Source organism: Bacillus sp. FSL R7-0166 (assembly GCF_038008935.1).
In the GTDB taxonomy this organism is placed as follows: Bacteria; Bacillota; Bacilli; order Bacillales; family Bacillaceae; genus Bacillus; species Bacillus altitudinis.
This window is the reverse complement of the sequence record NZ_JBBPAC010000001.1, coordinates 1,776,501-1,792,941: the sequence shown is the minus strand read 5'-3', so window position 1 is coordinate 1,792,941 and position 16,441 is coordinate 1,776,501. Positions and strand designations below refer to the sequence as shown.

Sequence of the window (16,441 nt, the reverse complement as noted above, 5' to 3'; positions counted from 1 at the left end):
TTCACATTATTCGCTTTCTTTCATTTCATTTGATGTACGTACTCGTGCATTTCCCATAAATACGACCGTAATCGCCGCAAGTGCAATCGGGAATAAAGCAATCATAAATACATACGTAATACTTTGTGACATCGCATCAATCACTTTATTTAAAATATCAGGCGGAATTTGTGAGCGTGCCCCCTCTTGGAAAATGGCTTGTGGATCACCAACTTGAGAAGAAGCTCCTTTCATTCCGCTAAAAGCATCTGCTAAACGATTTGTCAGGACATTGGTTTGAATCGTTCCAAAAATCGTCACGCCTAAAGTCATCCCAAGTGATCTCATGAACGAATTGGTAGAATTAGCACTGCCGCGGTAGCGCGGAGAGAGATCATTCATTGAAGCAGATGGCAGAAGGGAGAAGCTAAATCCAACGCCAAAACCTGAAATCATCATAAAGAGCGTAAGCCACAATCTTGCTGTATCAGGCGACATATTGGCAAGCAGCAGCATCCCAGCAAAAAATGAAATCACAGAGATGGTCATTAATCGTCTAAAAGGTACTTTCGTCTGCATCGTTCCACCAATCATACTGCCAATCACGGACCCAATCATCATCGGTGTTAAAATAAACCCAGCACTTGTTGCAGATTCACCGTACACTGCCTGGACGAAGATAGGAATAAAGACAGCTAGAATAATAAACGTCCCGCCATATAAAAACGCCAAAATTTGAGATGTCGCAAACAGACGATTTTTAAACATCCAAAATGAAATAATCGGTTCTTCTGCCTTCCGTTCAACAATGAAGAAGATGGTGCCGAAGACAACAAACACAGCAAATAGTGTCAAGATTTGAACAGAATCCCATGCATACGATTTACCGCCAAGCTCAAGGGCGAACATTAAACTGACAACCGCAACGACAAGTGTAATGGCACCTGACCAGTCAATTTTCTGCTTACGATGCTCGAGCGATTCTTGATAAAATTTGGCGATCAAGAACACACTGACGATACCAATTGGTACGTTAATATAAAACACCCAATGCCAGCCGATCGAATCCGTAATAATTGCTCCTAACAGCGGTCCTAATACACTGGATAGACCAAAAACTGCACCAAACATACCGGACATTTTCCCGCGCTTTTCTGGCGGGAAGATATCAAAGATAATCGTGAAAGCGATCGGAAGAAGAGCACCGCCTCCAAGTCCTTGAATCGCACGGTAAATAATAAGCTGATCCATCGTTTGTGCGATGCCGCACAGCGCAGATCCAATTAAAAAGAAAATAAGTCCAAACAGAAAAAAACGCTTTCGACCATACATATCTGAAAGCTTTCCATAAATCGGCATACCGGCCATCACTGCCACCATATAAGAAGCAGTCACCCAAGCAAATTTATCAAAACTGCCCAAATCGGCGACGATGCTTCCCATTGCTGTTGCGACAATGGTGTTGTCCATCGCTGCCATAAAAATCCCTAACAGCAAACCGATGACAACAAAGCGAGTGGATGCCTTGCCTTTATGATCCACGTTATTCATTTCATTTACCTCCTGCTTACGTTCTCTTCACTTTTTTGCTATGATCAAGTTAATTATAAAGTAAGAGAACATTTATCTTGATGATCAAGATAAATTGATTTTAAAGGGAGGAGAACAAGTTGTCAACAAAGAACGAGGCAGAAGATCGAGCGGACCAGATCATTCATACGATGAGACGCCTTGCTACACGAACAGTCCTATTTCACCAAGCAGCCGCTCAATCGCTCGGCCTTTTCCCAACAGATCTCAAATCAGCAGATTTGTTAAACGAACTTGGACCACTCACAGCAGGTGAATTAAGTGAAAAAACCGGTCTTAGCTCAGGTGCGGTAACCGCTCTCATTGACCGGTTAGAAAAAGCAGGCTACGTCAAAAGGGAGAAGGACCCAAAAGACAAGCGAAGAGTCATCATTGTTCCATTAACGGCTGGGAAATCACAAGTGAAGGAACTCTTTCAATCTTTATCGGCATCCACCAAAAAACTCACAAATGAATACAAGCCAGAAGAATTGGATTTAATCATTCAATTTATTTCAGAAGCAGCTGAAATCATGGATCAAGAGCTGCAATTGCTTAAGTCTAAATCGTAAGAAAGCACACTGATGCGTTAACTACACCGAAATAAGTAAAGCGAGAAATGAACGAAAACAACAAAGATGCTCTCATTGCATCTCTAAAAAAACAAAAAGTTGGAAGAGGAAAATAGGCAATTAAGAGAGCAACTGAAAGTAGCATATGCAGATGTCTATAAAAATTTATAAGAGAGAACAACGTTCACCCTCCTTCAACTAACGGAGCAGTATAGCGCAAGAAGAAGTTGCTGAAATAATGATAAGTATATTAGGATGCTTATCCTAAAAAGGGGAGGTATAACAGAAAGTGGAGATTATAAAGTTTAAGGAAACTGATACAAAAGAGATTATTTCATTGTTTTATGAAACAGTTCATTCCGTAAATTCAAAAGATTATTCCCAAGTACAATTGGATGCTTGGGCACCAAGAGATGAAAAAGAATCTAAAATGAATTCTTGGAAGGAATCATTGAGTCAAAATATAACATTTGTTGCTAAAGTGAATGGTAAAGTTGTTGGTTTTAGCGATTTAACGCATACCGGGTACTTAGATAGACTATTCGTTCATAAAGATTATCAAGGACAAGGTATAGCCACAGCTTTAGTTGATATGCTCGAATCTGAGGCAAAGAAACTAAAGCTTTTAGAAATTGATACCGAAGCAAGTATTACAGCTAAGCCATTTTTTGAACATCTAGGTTACAAAATTGTTTGTTCACAAACTGTGGAAAAAAAGGGGGTTAAGTTGGCTAATTTTAAAATGCTAAAAAAAATAAAATAATCATTTTTTTGTTATGCTAACAGGTGCGTTAGTTTAAAAAGAAAGGGTATAACATATTCGTCATATAAAATATGTTATACCCTTTTATTTATTTAACTTTTTTCAATAGTAGAAAAGATATAATACATTGCAGAGGTGATTCAATGAATGATAGGTCCAGTTATTTAAAGAAGTTAGAAGATTTTTTAGGTGGGACATTTCATCAAGATATTGATTCGCCAGAGGAAGCGTTAGATGAGTTTATCCATCTAAGTTACAAAAAAACCTCCAATGAACCACCAATCTTATTCCCATGCTTCTTTTAATAAACAAATACCTCTTTCGATTTGTTCAAGAGAAAGGTTTGCGAAACCGAGCAGTATGTGCGGTTGTACAGGTGGATTTTCGATAAATAAATGACTTGTTGGATACACTTTAACATGCTGTTGAAGAGCTTTTTCAATTAATTCTTTTTCGGAATAGGGAGTGTGTATACGTAACATGATATATAACCCTGCATTGTCACCAATGATCTCAATTTGTTTTCCAAATAAATGTTGAACTTGTTGTACCAATAAATTCATTTTCCTTTTATAAGTATTGCGCATACGCTTAATATGTTTTGTCCATTCACCACTTTTCATAAATTCAGTCATGGTCAGTTGGTGCAATAACGAAGCATTATGTTCGAAATGTTCAAATTTGCTCATATAGATATTGATTAATGAATCAGGTAACACCATATATGCTAATCGTATAGCTGGTAGAAATGCTTTTGAAAACGTACCAAAATAAATGACATGTGCAGCATCTAAAGAGGCTAAAGCAGGAAATGGTTTTTGTCCATATCGAAATTCTCCATCGTAATCGTCCTCTAATAAGAAACCGTTATTTGATCGTACCCATTGAATCAATTCAATTCTTTGTTGAATCGATAGTGCAGTACCAGTAGGATATTGATGTGAAGGTGTTATGTACAATAATTTCCCGCTTTTATTTACGAGTGAGTCCAATAATACACCTTGTTTTGATGCAGGAATACTTTCAATCTCAAATCCATGTAAATGACAGACCTCACGTACACCGCTATAACCAGGGTTTTCAACAATCATACTAGAAAAACGTTCTTTTAATAGAAATCCCAAATACAACAGTAGTTGCTGTGTATTACTTCCAACGATCATATTTTTGGGGTTAATGATCATACCTCTGGCTTGAAATAAATAATCAGCCAGTTCTTGTTTAAACCCCGGTTCTCCAAAAGGATCTCCGTATTGAAAGCTAATGGATTGCTGCAGCACTTTGTTGGAAATTTGCCGCCAGACTTTTAAAGGGAATTGTTCCTCATCAACAGTACTTGCTTTGAAATCAATGAAATCGATCAATTGTATTGGTTCATTTCTAGGTACTTCTGGAATAGAGGTTTGAAGAAATATCGGTTCAAATTCATTGACACTATAGCTTTTACGCTCATTGGCTTGAATATATCCTTCAGCTAATAATTGATCATATGCTTGTAGTGTAGTGTGGCGACTAACACCTAGGTCATTGGCTAGTGAACGAATGGAAGGAAGATTTTCTCCTGTTTTTAACTTTCCCTCCTCGATTAATTTTTTAAATTGCTCATAAATTTGTTTATATTTTGGTTGATTGGCACTGAAAGGGAAAATATAATGTTTCATTTCTTCATTCCTCCCTTCTGACATTTAATAAAGTATAAATCTGTACATTTTTACATGTCAGAATATCAATTATTATACTACTAATTGATATGAAAAGGGGATAGAAGAGTGGATATAGTAAGAGCTCATGAAAATGATTTAAAACAAGTTTCGGTTCTATTTGATCAATATCGCCAATTTTATAAACAGACTTCTAATATAGAAGGTGCTTATCATTTTCTAGTGGAACGATACCGTAAACAAGAGTCTATTTTGTTTGTTGCAAAGCAAGGTGAACAATATGTAGGATTTGTACAACTGTATCCCACATTTTCATCTGTTGCGATGAAAGATGCGTTCATTTTAAATGATTTGTTTGTTATAAACGATTTTCGTCAAAAGGGGGTAGGTAAGCAATTGATGAAAAAAGCATTTTCATTTGCAAACGATAAAGGAGCCAGATTTATCTGTTTAGAAACAGCGACTTCTAATATAAAAGCACAACAATTGTATGAAAAAATGGGCATGACAAGCGATTCTTCAACTCAGCACTATATTTATTATTGGGATTGAACACAGAAGAATGAAGTTTTGGTATGGCAGAAAATTCAATATAACTCGGTCAAAAAAAGATGAATATGCTTTGTCAGAGACGGATCAGCAAGCTACAATGGCATTGTACACTGAATTGTTTGCAACAAAATGACGAAACAGCGATTCCTATGGATTTTGTCAAGAAAGACTTTAAAAAACACAAAGGGGGGTAATTTTATTGAATTCTTATGATGAAGATCTAATAAAGGATTTGGAATTAAAAGACCTTCTTAAATATGTCAAAGTACATAAAAATCCAAAAATTTATTTAGACTTAATAGAACAAAAATTTGATTTTGCTGGTTCAAAAATAGATTGGTTACAAACCAATAAACATTATAGTAAGAGCTCAAATCATGAATCGTTACTTTCTGATGCTCTTCTCTTTATAACTGAATTAAAAGAAAAATATTTAGATAATAACTTACAAGTAATTTACATAGGGGATAACCTTACAGAGTTTGGGTACCAGTTTGAATTAAAACATCTAGAAGAGTTACTAGTCTATTTTTTAGATATCCCACAGCACCACTACTTTATATCATTAGAAGGTGATTGGAGTATTTGTATTTCATTTGAAAACGATTTGGATTTCGGATTTAGTTTAAACAAAAAATAATTTTAAGCGTCACATATAGGAAAAATAAAAGATGAATAAGAAGTGAAAAAACCTTGACTGGCTTTATACCATTCTAGGTTTTTTGCGTTTATTCGTCCTCAAACACGTAAAAGAAGACAAAGAGCTCTTTGTATACAAGTCTGAAAGCACACTCAATCAGTGTGTTTTTCTTATGAAAAGAGCACACAATCGCTGCAAAGCACGTGCTGAAGACATTTGGGCTTCTTTGATGCAGGTGAGTTGATTAGACTTATAACCAAAGGGAAAGAAAGGAGGAATTCCAACTGTACTTAACCAAAAGGGGTACTACTTTGCTATCTATGCTGCTTCATACGACATCTTATTTATCAATAGAAGATTTACAGAATCGAATGAATGTCTCGACTCGAACCGTTTATGCTGAAATCAAACGAATGAACAGCTGGCTGGAAACTCATCAGCTTAGTGGTGTGCAGCGAAAAGGCCAACTTGGCTATTATTTAAATCCTCATGAAAAAGAAGTCATTATTCAAAAAGCTGACACCATGCTTATTGGTCAAGATTATGAACCATGTGTAAAGGAACGAAGGGCCATCTTGCTTTTATCCATTGCATGTAGCGAGCATTGCCTAAGAATTGATGATTTTATGAAGATAACAAAGGTAAGCCGCAATACACTGCTTGAAGATATGAAACAACTAAAAGAAGCACTTTCAAAACAGCAGCTTACACTTCACTATCAGGCGGCTAGCGGCTATTTAATTTCAGGAGAAGAAAGAACAATTCGATTAGCGCTGAAGCCTTATATTCATTTCATTCGCACCATGATAAAAAATGAAAAAACGTTTCCATCGGTTTGGTTAAAGGGTCCTATTTCATATAAGAGAATACATGCTCTCCTTCAACAGTCCGAACAAGATCTGAAGCTTGAGTTTGCAGATGACATGCTGGATCAGCTGTCTATGGATCTCTTTTTCTACTTTAAACGGATGAAGCTAGGACGTGCTGTACACATTTCAACAGAAGAAAAACGGACATTGCAGGAAACAGATGAATGCTTGGCTGCTATTCGTTTCATGGCGCAAATTCAAAAAGAAACCAGTCTTTTGGTTCATGATGATGAAATCTATTTTCTTAGTACGCTATGGCTCAGTGCCAAAAAACAAAAACTCCCAACAAGTCAAAAACCAGAAGAACATCTCATTCGAACCATTGCGAGACAAATGATCATTGACTTTCAGCGTTATGCGTGTATTTCCTTCCAGGAAGTAGAAGTCTTGGAACAAAACTTAACCATGCATTTAATTCCGGCCTATTATAGGCTCATCTATCACATTGAGATCATCAATGAATTAACAGATTCCATGAAACATGCACAGCCAGAGGTGTTTGACATCACACAAAAGGTTGCTTGCCATTTAGAGAAGGCGGCCTGTTCAAAGATGAGCGATCATGAAATTGCCTATGTGGCGATGCATTTTGGCGGCTGGATGAGAAGAGAAGGGATTTCATCGATTGCGAAACGTTCTGTTTACATTGTCTGCGGAGAAGGAATTGGCACAAGTCACATGCTGAAAACGCAGCTTCTTGAATTAATCGGCTACATCGACATACGCGGACTGTTATCAAAACGTTCATATGAAGAATTAACATCCATTGATGCCGACTTTGTTGTGTCAACGACACCTATTTCGTTTAAAGGAAAACCTGTTCATCTCGTTCACCCTATTCTCACTGCTTATGAGAAAAAAACATTGCTTCAATATGGAGAAGGCTCAGAACCTAAGCTTGATGAGCACCATGTGAATGCTTTATTCAATATCATTCAGCAGCATACCATCGTTCAAAATGAAAAAGCATTGCTTCATGACCTGAAGGAGCTGCTTCATCCCACATATGTATCACACCAGAAAGGGTGGAAACCAGTGTTAAACGATTTATTAACAGAAGAAACCATTCAGCTCCAGCAAACAGCAGACACATGGCAGGAGGCCATTACAAAAGCAGCGCAGCCTTTGCTTGATCAACAAGCGATTCAGGAAAGTTATGTGAAAGCGATGATCCAGTCTGTTCATCAAAATGGCCCTTATATTGTGATTGCGCCACAAGTGGCGATTCCGCATTCCAGACCAGAGGATGGCGTGAACAAATTAAGCATGTCACTTATGTCATGTCATCAGCCCGTTTCCTTTTCAAAGGATGGAAAAAAGCAAGTTCGTCTCATCATTGTATTAGCTGCCATTGACAGTATGACCCACCTGAAAGCACTCAAACAGCTGACGATGCTGTTAAGTGAAGAAAAACGGGTGAGACAATTGATTGAAGCAGAGGAATTAGCAGCCATTCAACAACTAATCAATCAATTTTCACAAGTATAAAGGAGGAAAAAGAAGATGAAAAAAATTCTAGTTGTATGCGGAAACGGTTTAGGAAGCAGCTTTATTGTTGAAATGAATGTCAAAAAGGCATTAGAAGAATTAGGACTTTTAGCAGAAGTAGATCACACCGATCTCAGTACAAGCAAAAATGAACAAGCAGACCTCTATATTGGCGCAACAGATATTATCGATCAGCTGGATGACGGCACAAGAAAGGTCGCTGGATTAAATAACTTGTTAGACCAGGAAGCCATTAAAGACGTCCTTCGTAAACACATATAATCGACGGAAAAAGGGGGATTCACATCATGATAGAACTGATCATGAACGATATATTGGGCACACCCGCAATTCTCATCGGTTTGTTTGCACTCGCTGGTTTGCTTTTGCAGAAAAAGTCAGCTGCCGATACTGTATCAGGCACCTTAAAAACAACAATGGGTTTTTTAATATTAGGAGCGGGCGCCACAGTCGTATCTGATTCACTTGGGGTTTTCAGGAAGATGTTTGAAGCAGCCTTTCACATTCAAGGGGTTGTCCCAAATACAGATGCCATGGCGGCCATTGCCCAAAAGGAATTCGGTACACAGACAGCGCTCATTATGATTTTTGGTATGTTGGTCAATTTGCTTTTGGCAAAATTCACACCCTTTAAATACGTCTTTTTAACTGGTCATCATACGCTATATATGGCGGCTATGCTTGCAGTTGTTCTTTCAACAGCCGGCATGCAAGGGACGCTGCTGATCACCACTGGTTCAATCGTATTAGGTGCAGCGATGGTCATTGCTCCCGCAATCCTTCAGCCGTTTACAAGGAAAGTCACTGGAAGTGATGATTTGGCGCTCGGTCATTTCAGTACGTTCGGCTATTTTACAGCGGGAATGATCGGCAAATGGGTCGGGCGCCCAGAGAAATCAACGGAAACCATTCAAGTGCCTAAGTCACTCGGCTTTCTAAGAGATACATCGGTGGCCATCTCCATTACGATGGCTTTGCTTTTCTTTGCGATTGCACCGTTTGCGGGAATTTCATTCATAGAAAACATTAGTGGTGGTACGAACTTTGCTATCTTCATTCTCATTCAGGCCATTACCTTTGCTGCTGGGGTGTACATTATTTTAGCAGGTGTACGGATGGCAATCGGGGAAATTGTGCCTGCTTTCAAAGGGATTGCCGATCGTTTCGTCAAAGGGGCAAAGCCAGCACTTGATGCGCCAACTGTTTTCCCATTTGCTCCAAATGCAGTGATCATCGGTTTTTTATGCAGTTTTGCAGGAGGCATCGTGTCTATTTTCCTTCTTCCTTTGTTTGGTTTAACTGTCATTGTTCCTGGACTTGTGCCACACTTTTTCTGCGGTGCGACAGCGGGGGTATATGGCAATGCAACGGGGGGAGTGAGAGGTGCAGTCGCCGGTTCCTTTGTGAATGGAATACTCCTTTCATTTTTACCAGCTTGTTTACTCCCTGTGTTAGGCACTCTTGGCTTTGAAGGGACAACATTTGGCGATACAGACTTCGGTATCATCGGAATATTGATTGGATTGATCAAATTTTTATTTCATCTTTAAAAAGGAGGCATTTCAGGATGACAGCTATTTTCTCACCTTCATTGATGTGCATGGATTTAACACACTTCCGTGAACAAATTCAGCTTCTGAACACAAGGGCAGACCGTTATCATGTCGACGTCATGGATGGTCATTACGTAAAAAATATGACCTTATCACCCTTTTTCATTGAACAACTTCGGAAACTGACAGACGTTCCGATTGATGTTCATCTAATGGCCGAACAGCCTCAGGAATTTTTAATTGATGCATGTATTGATGCAGGCGCAACGATGATTTGTTTACATCCAGAAGTGGTGCAAAAAGACGTTTTTCGAATCATTCGGCATATTCACGAAAGAAAGTGTGAGGTCGGCTTTGTTCTCAATCCCGCCACACCAGTTGCAGCATTAGATGCTTTTATTCATTTAATAGACCGGGTGACGATCATGACAATTGATCCAGGGTTTGCGGGTCAGCCTTTTATCAAAGAAATGCTTCCGAAAATGAAAGAGGTGAAAGAAATCAAAGAGAAGGGGGGATACTCATTTTCAATTGAGGTAGACGGCTCTTGTAATGAAAGCACGTTCCGGTTGCTTGCTGAGGCAGGAAATGAAATTTACATCATCGGCACCTCAGGTTTATTTGGACTTCACGAAGAATTAGATAAAGCATGGGAAATAATGAAGCAATTGTTCGCAAAAGAAACAGCCACAATGAAATCACCTTAGTAAAAAGGAGGATGAAGCCCATCCTCTTTTTTACGCAAGTTTACTAAACAACCTATCTCCTTATCAAAACATACTCAAAAACTTCATAAAAACATAAATTTATAATTGAAAGCGCTTTATTTATGTGTTATTCTTCAAATATCTTTAGTAAACATTTAGTCAAAAATGATGAGGAGTTTGCCTATGACTACACTCAAAGATATTGCTCATGATGCAAAAGTATCTGTCTCTACTGTATCCCGTGTGTTAAATGGCGACCAAACGCTTGCCGTTTCACACGCAACAAGACAAAACATCCTCGACATAGCCAAGAAATTAAACTATACCCCAGTCAGAGCAAGAAAAGCCGATCAAGCAGAAGTAAAAAGCCCACCCGCATCCCCAGTCATCGGTGTCGTTGTCGCCCAATCCATTGACGAAGAATTAAATGATCCTTTTTTTTCATCGATTCGAAAAGGAATTGAAAAAGAATATGCCAAACGAGGTCTGTCCACTCTCCATACTTTTCGCCTAAGAAACATGGATAAAGGGGCGATACTAAAGGATATTGACGGTTTGATCGTCATTGGACGAATCAGCCCTGATACGGTTGAAAAGATGACAAACCGAATGGAACATATTGTGTTTATCAATCATTATGCGGATGAAGATTTGTATGATTGTGTACATGTGGATTTTGTCAGAGCGGCAGATCGTGCCATTCGTCATCTGCAATCTCTCGGCTATACACATCTAGGCTATATTGGCGGGAAAGAGAGGGAGCATTATTTCGAAGGAAATGCTGTGATTGAGGACGAAAGACAAACAACGTTTATCAAAAGAATGCAAGAAGCGGGAACTCTTCATATGAATGACATCCACATAGGCGAATATTCGATGCAAGAAGGCTACTCACTTATGCAAAAAGCCATTCAAAAAGGAAAGCTTCCAGAAGCCTTTTTTATCGGAAGTGATTCTATGGCAATAGGCGCTATGCGTGCGCTACATGAAGCCGGTCTTCGTGTACCTCAAGATGTCTCAATCGTGGGGTTTAATGATATCGAAGCCGCTTCCTTTTCAAGCCCGCCGCTCACAACGGTTAAAGTATATACAGAACAAATGGGGGAAGTAGGTCTAAAGCTTTTGCTTGAGCGGATAGAAGGAAGAAAGCTTCCCCTAAAAGTCGTCGTGCCAACAAAGCTCATGCAAAGAGGCAGCACATGCCCAATCCATGAAAGGGGGTGAACGAGCATTTCAGCAAACAAAAAAGAGACAAAAAAGCAGGAAGGGAGCTGCTGAGCATGATGGCCAGATCATGCTGAAAACAACGCAGTTCACCCAATTGCTCTCTTATCTCTTTGAAAAGAATAGAATTCCAGTATAATGGACTTCTTTTGTTTCCGCAACTGCATGAATTCTACCGATAATCGTCTGAATTTTCAGTGATCAAAAGGAGGAAACGATGAATAAAAAAATTTTGATGCTGTGTGCAGCTCTAGTTTTGTCGATGATCTTGTCTGCTTGTGGCAATAACGGTGCGTCTGAAGCAAACGGGAAAGTGACCTTGACTCTATTCTCCACAATGAGCAACAGCGGGGAGAGAAAGGCATTTGAAGAAGTGATCCGTGACTTTGAAAAAGAACATCAAAACATCCGAATTGATGCCAACTTCCCTGGCAACAGCTATGAAGATATGATACGCGTCAAAATGGGCGCAAACGACATGCCAGACCTATTTGATACACACGGCTGGGCCAAGCTGCGATATAGCGAATATGTGGCTGATCTAAAGGAAATGGACTGGGTAAAACAACTCGATCCTTCACTCGATCAAATTTTAAAAGACAAAGATGGCAAAGTCTATGCCTTTCCGCTGAATCAAGCAAAAGACGGACTTAGTTTTAATGCCAATCTATTAAAAGAATATGGCATAAAAGTTCCTAAAACACTGGATGAACTGAGAAGTGCTTTACAGACTGTCAAAGAAAAAAGTAAAGGAGACGTTGTGCCGCTCTGGATCCCAGGAGGCGATAATTCTAATATTGCCCAAGTCTTTGATGAGCTGGCAACGCCTTTACTCATTACCGATCAAAAACATCAATACGGAAAAGACCTTGAAAATGGATCATTTGATTGGTCTCACTATACACCGCTTGCACAGTTTATGAAGGAGCTGAAAGATCAAGACCTTTTAAACAAAGATGTACTCACGGCGAAACTATCCCAAGCACCTGAGCTGATGGCACAAAACAAAATTGCTTTCACCTTTGTGGGAGGATCTTTAGGACCTGAGGCGACTGAACTCAATCAATCGATCAAAGTAGGCACCATGCCCGTACCAGCTATTCATGAAGGAGATGAGCAAAGCTGGATTGGCGGGGAACGCTTTACTGTTGCGGCATGGAAAGACTCAAAGCATCTAAAAGAAGCAAAACAATTCATTGACTTTTTAGCAAAGCCTGAAAACGCAAAAAAAATCGCAGAGGGCACTTCCTCTGAAACGGCCTTAAAAGAAGTCAAAGCCAAAAACTATTACTCTACATTTTACGAGCAATATGAAGATATTAAGATTGAACCATATTTTGATCGAAAATACTTACCGAGCGGCATGTGGGCTGTCATGGCAACGACCGGTCAAGAATTATTAGCAGGCTCCATCACACCGGAACAACTATCGAAGAAAATGGAAGAGGAATATAAACGTCTGAAAAAACAATAGCAGGCTCATGCTGAAACAGGAGTGAAGCCAATGAGTGACATCACAAAAGAAAACCAGGCGGCGACATTTACCTCTTTTCCAAAACAGAAGATGAAAAATAGCCAAAATTCTTCACTTTGGTGGATGTATCTGCCTGCTGTTCTCGTTGTCAGTGCCTTTATCATTTATCCCTTTTTTAACGGGATTCAGCTCTCTTTTACAAATTGGAACGGTTTCTCACAACAGTATGAGTGGATCGGACTGGATCAATACAAACGATTGCTGCAAGATCCAACTACATGGCTTGTTGTGAAAAATACCCTTCTTTACGGCATCGGGAGCACCATCTTACAAAATATGATTGGTCTTGGATATGCACTCTTATTAAATCAAAGTTTAAAAATGAGAGCCATCACAAGAACCGTGATCTATCTACCCGTCATGATCAGCCCGATTGCTATGGGCTATATTTGGTATTTTGTCTTTGCGTACCAAGGTGGTGCTTTAAACGACGTTGTTACCTTTTTTGGATTTGATCCAATGAACGCACTTGGTAATCCGCAGCTAAACACTTGGATCATTGTGTTTGTGAATACGTATCAATTCGTCGGGATTGCCATGATCATTTATTTAGCAGGACTCCAAAGCATACCTAAAGATTATTATGAAGCAGCACAACTCGACGGAGCTTCAGGTCTTCAGCAATTTTGGCGAATCACATTACCGCTTTTAATGCCATCTATCACCATCAATGTTGTGCTCAATGTGATCGGTGGACTTAAATTATTTGATGTCATTGTCGCCCTCACTGGCGGAGGACCCGGAGATTCCTCGCAATCGATGTCGACTTTTATGTACGATCTGTATTTCAAACGGCAGGATGCAGGCTATGCAGCGACGCAAGGTGTCTTCATGGCTGTCATCATCCTTGTCGTTAGTGTCGCAGCGCTCATTTATTTCAAACGAAAGGAGACCGAGGTGTGATGGATAACGCCTATAAACGAAAGAAAAGATGGTACTCCATACTCGCCCTTTCGATTACATTGCTTCACCTGATTCCATTTTATATTTTAGTCACGACATCTCTAAAGGGGATAGGAGATTTCAGCTCAAAATGGCTGTTCCCATCAACGCTCCATTTTGAAAACTTTCGGATGGCATGGACAGATGCTCAGCTGGGCCAGTCCTTTTTGAATACAGTGATCATTACGTTCAGCTCCGCTGCCCTACTCATCATCTTTGGATCACTTGCCGCCTATCCGCTTGCAAGAAGAGGAACAAAGCTGAATCAAGCGGTGTATCTCTTATTCATTGCCATTATGGTCATACCGCCGCTCACAGCCCTTGTCCCTTTATACAAAATGGTTGTACAAATTGGCATGATGAATACTTATCAAATCGCTATTTTAAACAATGTCGCTGCTTTTTTGCCACTGACGATTTTTCTATATGCCGGTTTTATCCGGTCGACGATTCCAAAGGAGCTTGAAGAAGCCGCTCGTATTGATGGCGCGGGAACACTCAGAGTCTTTTTCACCGTCGTTTTTCCGCTACTGAAGCCAATTACCGCTTCTGTTTTAATCATTGCCTGTGTGTATATTTGGAACGACTATCAATTTGCCATCTTCTTCTTGCAAGATAAAGAGATGCATACACTTACAGTCGCCTTATCCAATTTCTTTGGTCAAAATCAACACCAGCTCCAGCTCGTTGGCGCCGCTGCTCTCATTGCGATGCTGCCAATGGTCACGATGTTTTTACTTTTGCAAAAATACTTTATCGCGGGGCTGTCTCAAGGCTCTGTTAAAGGGTAATCCAACCTTGATGTAAAAAGGAGTGTCGTCTATGTCTAAAATTACATTTATCGGTGCAGGAAGTACCGTGTTTGCTAAAAATATATTAGGAGATTGTCTGTTCGTTCCCGCACTTGCCGGCTTTGAATTTGCGTTATATGATATCGACCACAACCGGCTGAAAGAATCAGAAACGATGCTGCGTCACTTAAAAGAGAACTACGGTGCACATGTGACCATTCAGTCGTATCACAACCGGAAAGAAGCCTTAAAGAATGCGAAATATGTCATCAATGCCATCCAGGTGGGAGGCTATCAGCCAAGCACTGTCATTGATTTTGAGATTCCAAAAAAATATGGATTAAGACAAACGATTGCGGATACGGTTGGCATCGGCGGCATTTTCCGTTCACTTCGAACCATTCCTGTGATGCTGGACTTCGCAAAGGATATGGAAGAGGTATGTCCACACGCTTTATTGTTAAATTACACGAATCCAATGGCCACACTGACTGGCGCTATGCTGCGTTATACTCGGGTTCAAACGGTTGGTCTTTGCCATAGCGTACAGGTGTGTACGAAAGATTTATTTCAATCACTTGAAATGGACCATGAAGGCATTGAAGAAAAAATTGCCGGCATTAATCACATGGCATGGTTATTAGAAGTGAAACGGGACGGTCAAGACTTGTATCCAGAAATCAAAGCAAGAGCAAAAGAAAAACAAAAAACGCGGCATCCTGATATGGTTCGTTTTGAACTAATGGATAAATTCGGCTACTATGTCACCGAATCCTCAGAGCACAATGCAGAATATCATCCGTATTTTATCAAATCTCGTTATCCAGAACTGATTGGACAGTTTAACATTCCGCTCGATGAATACCCAAGACGCTGCGAGGAACAAATCAACAATTGGAATACGATGAAACATGACCTTGTGGGAAACACACAAATCACGCATACGCGCTCTAAAGAATATGGTTCACGTATCATTGAAGCGATTGAAACGAACGTTCCCTTTAAATTTGGTGGAAATGTACTGAACACAGGAGGACTCATTCACAACCTTCCTGAAAAAGCCTGTGTGGAAGTGCCATGTGTTGCAGACCGGAGCGGTATCATGCCATGTTATATCGGAGAGATACCTGAACAATTGGCTGGACTCAACCGGACCAATATCAGCTCACAGCTCATGACGATTGAAGCTGCAATCAGCGGCAAAAAAGAACACATTTACCAAGCAGCATTATTAGACCCGCATACAAGTGCTGAATTATCAATTGATGACACCATCAAACTATGTAATGAATTAATTGAAGCACACGGGGAGATGCTCCCGGCTTATACAGAGCCGAGTCAATACGCAATTTCTTCTAAATAACTAACATAAACAGTCTTAGCCTGATGCACTTGGCATCAGGTTTTTTAGATCAACAAACTGGTCATTGACTGAAAGCGTTTTTAATATTATGATTTTTCTAAAGTTAACCAACAGTTAACCAAAAACATATCATCAATTAATTAACATGATCATGCCACATGACACACAGACAAAACGACCTAAAAGGGGGACAGATCTGCGGAACCAAAGAAG

General features: G+C 39.7%; 14 protein-coding genes and 3 pseudogenes. 15 read left to right on the top strand and 2 right to left on the bottom strand.

Going from position 1 to position 16,441, the window contains the following annotated elements:
* Nucleotides 1-8: 8 nt before the first annotated feature.
* Nucleotides 9-1,530: pseudogene (locus NST01_RS09150) on the bottom strand (MDR family MFS transporter); the annotation flags it as partial.
* Nucleotides 1,531-1,649: 119 nt separating this feature from the next.
* On the opposite strand from NST01_RS09150, the gene NST01_RS09145 reads away from it, so the two are divergent.
* The 4 genes and pseudogenes from NST01_RS09145 to NST01_RS19365 all read left to right on the top strand — a co-directional run.
* Nucleotides 1,650-2,120 (top strand): MarR family winged helix-turn-helix transcriptional regulator, encoded by a 471-nt coding sequence (locus tag NST01_RS09145; protein WP_074042006.1) that lies wholly within the window; start codon nt 1,650-1,652, stop codon nt 2,118-2,120.
* Nucleotides 2,121-2,155: 35 nt separating this feature from the next.
* Nucleotides 2,156-2,291, top strand: a pseudogene (locus NST01_RS09140) (DUF6262 family protein); the annotation flags it as partial.
* A gap of 118 nt (nt 2,292-2,409) precedes the next feature.
* Nucleotides 2,410-2,883, top strand: coding sequence for a GNAT family N-acetyltransferase (locus NST01_RS09135; RefSeq protein ID WP_017359536.1), 474 nt, complete (start codon nt 2,410-2,412; stop codon nt 2,881-2,883).
* A 143-nt stretch (nt 2,884-3,026) separates the two neighbouring features.
* Nucleotides 3,027-3,128: pseudogene (locus NST01_RS19365) on the top strand (contact-dependent growth inhibition system immunity protein); the annotation flags it as partial.
* Between the two features lie 39 nt (nt 3,129-3,167).
* Here the strand turns inward: NST01_RS19365 and pdxR are convergent.
* Complete coding sequence (gene pdxR / locus NST01_RS09130) at nt 3,168-4,544, bottom strand: MocR-like pyridoxine biosynthesis transcription factor PdxR (RefSeq protein WP_056703187.1); 1,377 nt, start codon at nt 4,542-4,544, stop codon at nt 3,168-3,170.
* A 108-nt stretch (nt 4,545-4,652) separates the two neighbouring features.
* Between pdxR and NST01_RS09125 the strand changes: the two genes are divergently transcribed.
* The 11 genes from NST01_RS09125 (at nt 4,653) to NST01_RS09075 (ending at nt 16,228) form a co-directional block, all read left to right on the top strand.
* Nucleotides 4,653-5,096 carry a GNAT family N-acetyltransferase gene (locus NST01_RS09125; RefSeq protein ID WP_008343718.1) on the top strand — a complete coding sequence of 148 codons (444 nt, stop codon included), beginning with the start codon at nt 4,653-4,655 and terminating at the stop codon, nt 5,094-5,096.
* A 199-nt stretch (nt 5,097-5,295) separates the two neighbouring features.
* The gene (locus tag NST01_RS09120) at nt 5,296-5,736 is read left to right on the top strand and encodes a hypothetical protein (RefSeq protein ID WP_008343720.1); all 441 of its coding nucleotides are present in this window, start codon (nt 5,296-5,298) and stop codon (nt 5,734-5,736) included.
* A gap of 284 nt (nt 5,737-6,020) precedes the next feature.
* Nucleotides 6,021-8,093, top strand: a complete 2,073-nt coding sequence (locus tag NST01_RS09115; protein ID WP_282900616.1) for a BglG family transcription antiterminator — start codon at nt 6,021-6,023, stop codon at nt 8,091-8,093.
* Nucleotides 8,094-8,108: 15 nt separating this feature from the next.
* Nucleotides 8,109-8,375: a PTS sugar transporter subunit IIB gene (locus NST01_RS09110; RefSeq protein ID WP_017359544.1), complete on the top strand. Its 267-nt coding sequence runs from the start codon at nt 8,109-8,111 to the stop codon at nt 8,373-8,375.
* A 26-nt stretch (nt 8,376-8,401) separates the two neighbouring features.
* A complete protein-coding gene (locus NST01_RS09105) occupies nt 8,402-9,664 on the top strand; it encodes a PTS ascorbate transporter subunit IIC (RefSeq protein ID WP_135227035.1) in 1,263 nt (420 codons plus the stop codon).
* A 17-nt stretch (nt 9,665-9,681) separates the two neighbouring features.
* Nucleotides 9,682-10,374: a D-allulose 6-phosphate 3-epimerase gene (gene alsE / locus NST01_RS09100; protein WP_008343724.1), complete on the top strand. Its 693-nt coding sequence runs from the start codon at nt 9,682-9,684 to the stop codon at nt 10,372-10,374.
* Between the two features lie 183 nt (nt 10,375-10,557).
* Nucleotides 10,558-11,598, top strand: a complete 1,041-nt coding sequence (locus NST01_RS09095; RefSeq protein ID WP_008343725.1) for a LacI family DNA-binding transcriptional regulator — start codon at nt 10,558-10,560, stop codon at nt 11,596-11,598.
* Between the two features lie 217 nt (nt 11,599-11,815).
* Nucleotides 11,816-13,072 carry an ABC transporter substrate-binding protein gene (locus NST01_RS09090; RefSeq protein ID WP_326114526.1) on the top strand — a complete coding sequence of 419 codons (1,257 nt, stop codon included), beginning with the start codon at nt 11,816-11,818 and terminating at the stop codon, nt 13,070-13,072.
* A 30-nt stretch (nt 13,073-13,102) separates the two neighbouring features.
* Entirely contained in the window at nt 13,103-14,035 is a 933-nt protein-coding gene (locus NST01_RS09085) for a carbohydrate ABC transporter permease (RefSeq protein ID WP_116306933.1), read from the top strand.
* A complete protein-coding gene (locus tag NST01_RS09080) occupies nt 14,035-14,865 on the top strand; it encodes a carbohydrate ABC transporter permease (RefSeq protein ID WP_216895934.1) in 831 nt (276 codons plus the stop codon). The genes NST01_RS09085 and NST01_RS09080 overlap by 1 nt, the downstream gene beginning before the upstream one ends.
* A gap of 31 nt (nt 14,866-14,896) precedes the next feature.
* Nucleotides 14,897-16,228 carry an alpha-glucosidase/alpha-galactosidase gene (locus tag NST01_RS09075; RefSeq protein WP_007499268.1) on the top strand — a complete coding sequence of 444 codons (1,332 nt, stop codon included), beginning with the start codon at nt 14,897-14,899 and terminating at the stop codon, nt 16,226-16,228.
* Nucleotides 16,229-16,441 lie beyond the last annotated feature (213 nt).

Coding starts and splice junctions, on each gene's coding strand:
- pdxR (WP_056703187.1), bottom strand. CDS start 4,544: ATGAAACATTATATTTTCCCTTTCAGTGCCAATCAACCAAAATATAAA.
- NST01_RS09110 (WP_017359544.1), top strand. CDS start 8,109: ATGAAAAAAATTCTAGTTGTATGCGGAAACGGTTTAGGAAGCAGCTTT.
- NST01_RS09105 (WP_135227035.1), top strand. CDS start 8,402: ATGATAGAACTGATCATGAACGATATATTGGGCACACCCGCAATTCTC.
- alsE (WP_008343724.1), top strand. CDS start 9,682: ATGACAGCTATTTTCTCACCTTCATTGATGTGCATGGATTTAACACAC.
- NST01_RS09095 (WP_008343725.1), top strand. CDS start 10,558: ATGACTACACTCAAAGATATTGCTCATGATGCAAAAGTATCTGTCTCT.
- NST01_RS09090 (WP_326114526.1), top strand. CDS start 11,816: ATGAATAAAAAAATTTTGATGCTGTGTGCAGCTCTAGTTTTGTCGATG.
- NST01_RS09085 (WP_116306933.1), top strand. CDS start 13,103: ATGAGTGACATCACAAAAGAAAACCAGGCGGCGACATTTACCTCTTTT.
- NST01_RS09080 (WP_216895934.1), top strand. CDS start 14,035: ATGGATAACGCCTATAAACGAAAGAAAAGATGGTACTCCATACTCGCC.
- NST01_RS09075 (WP_007499268.1), top strand. CDS start 14,897: ATGTCTAAAATTACATTTATCGGTGCAGGAAGTACCGTGTTTGCTAAA.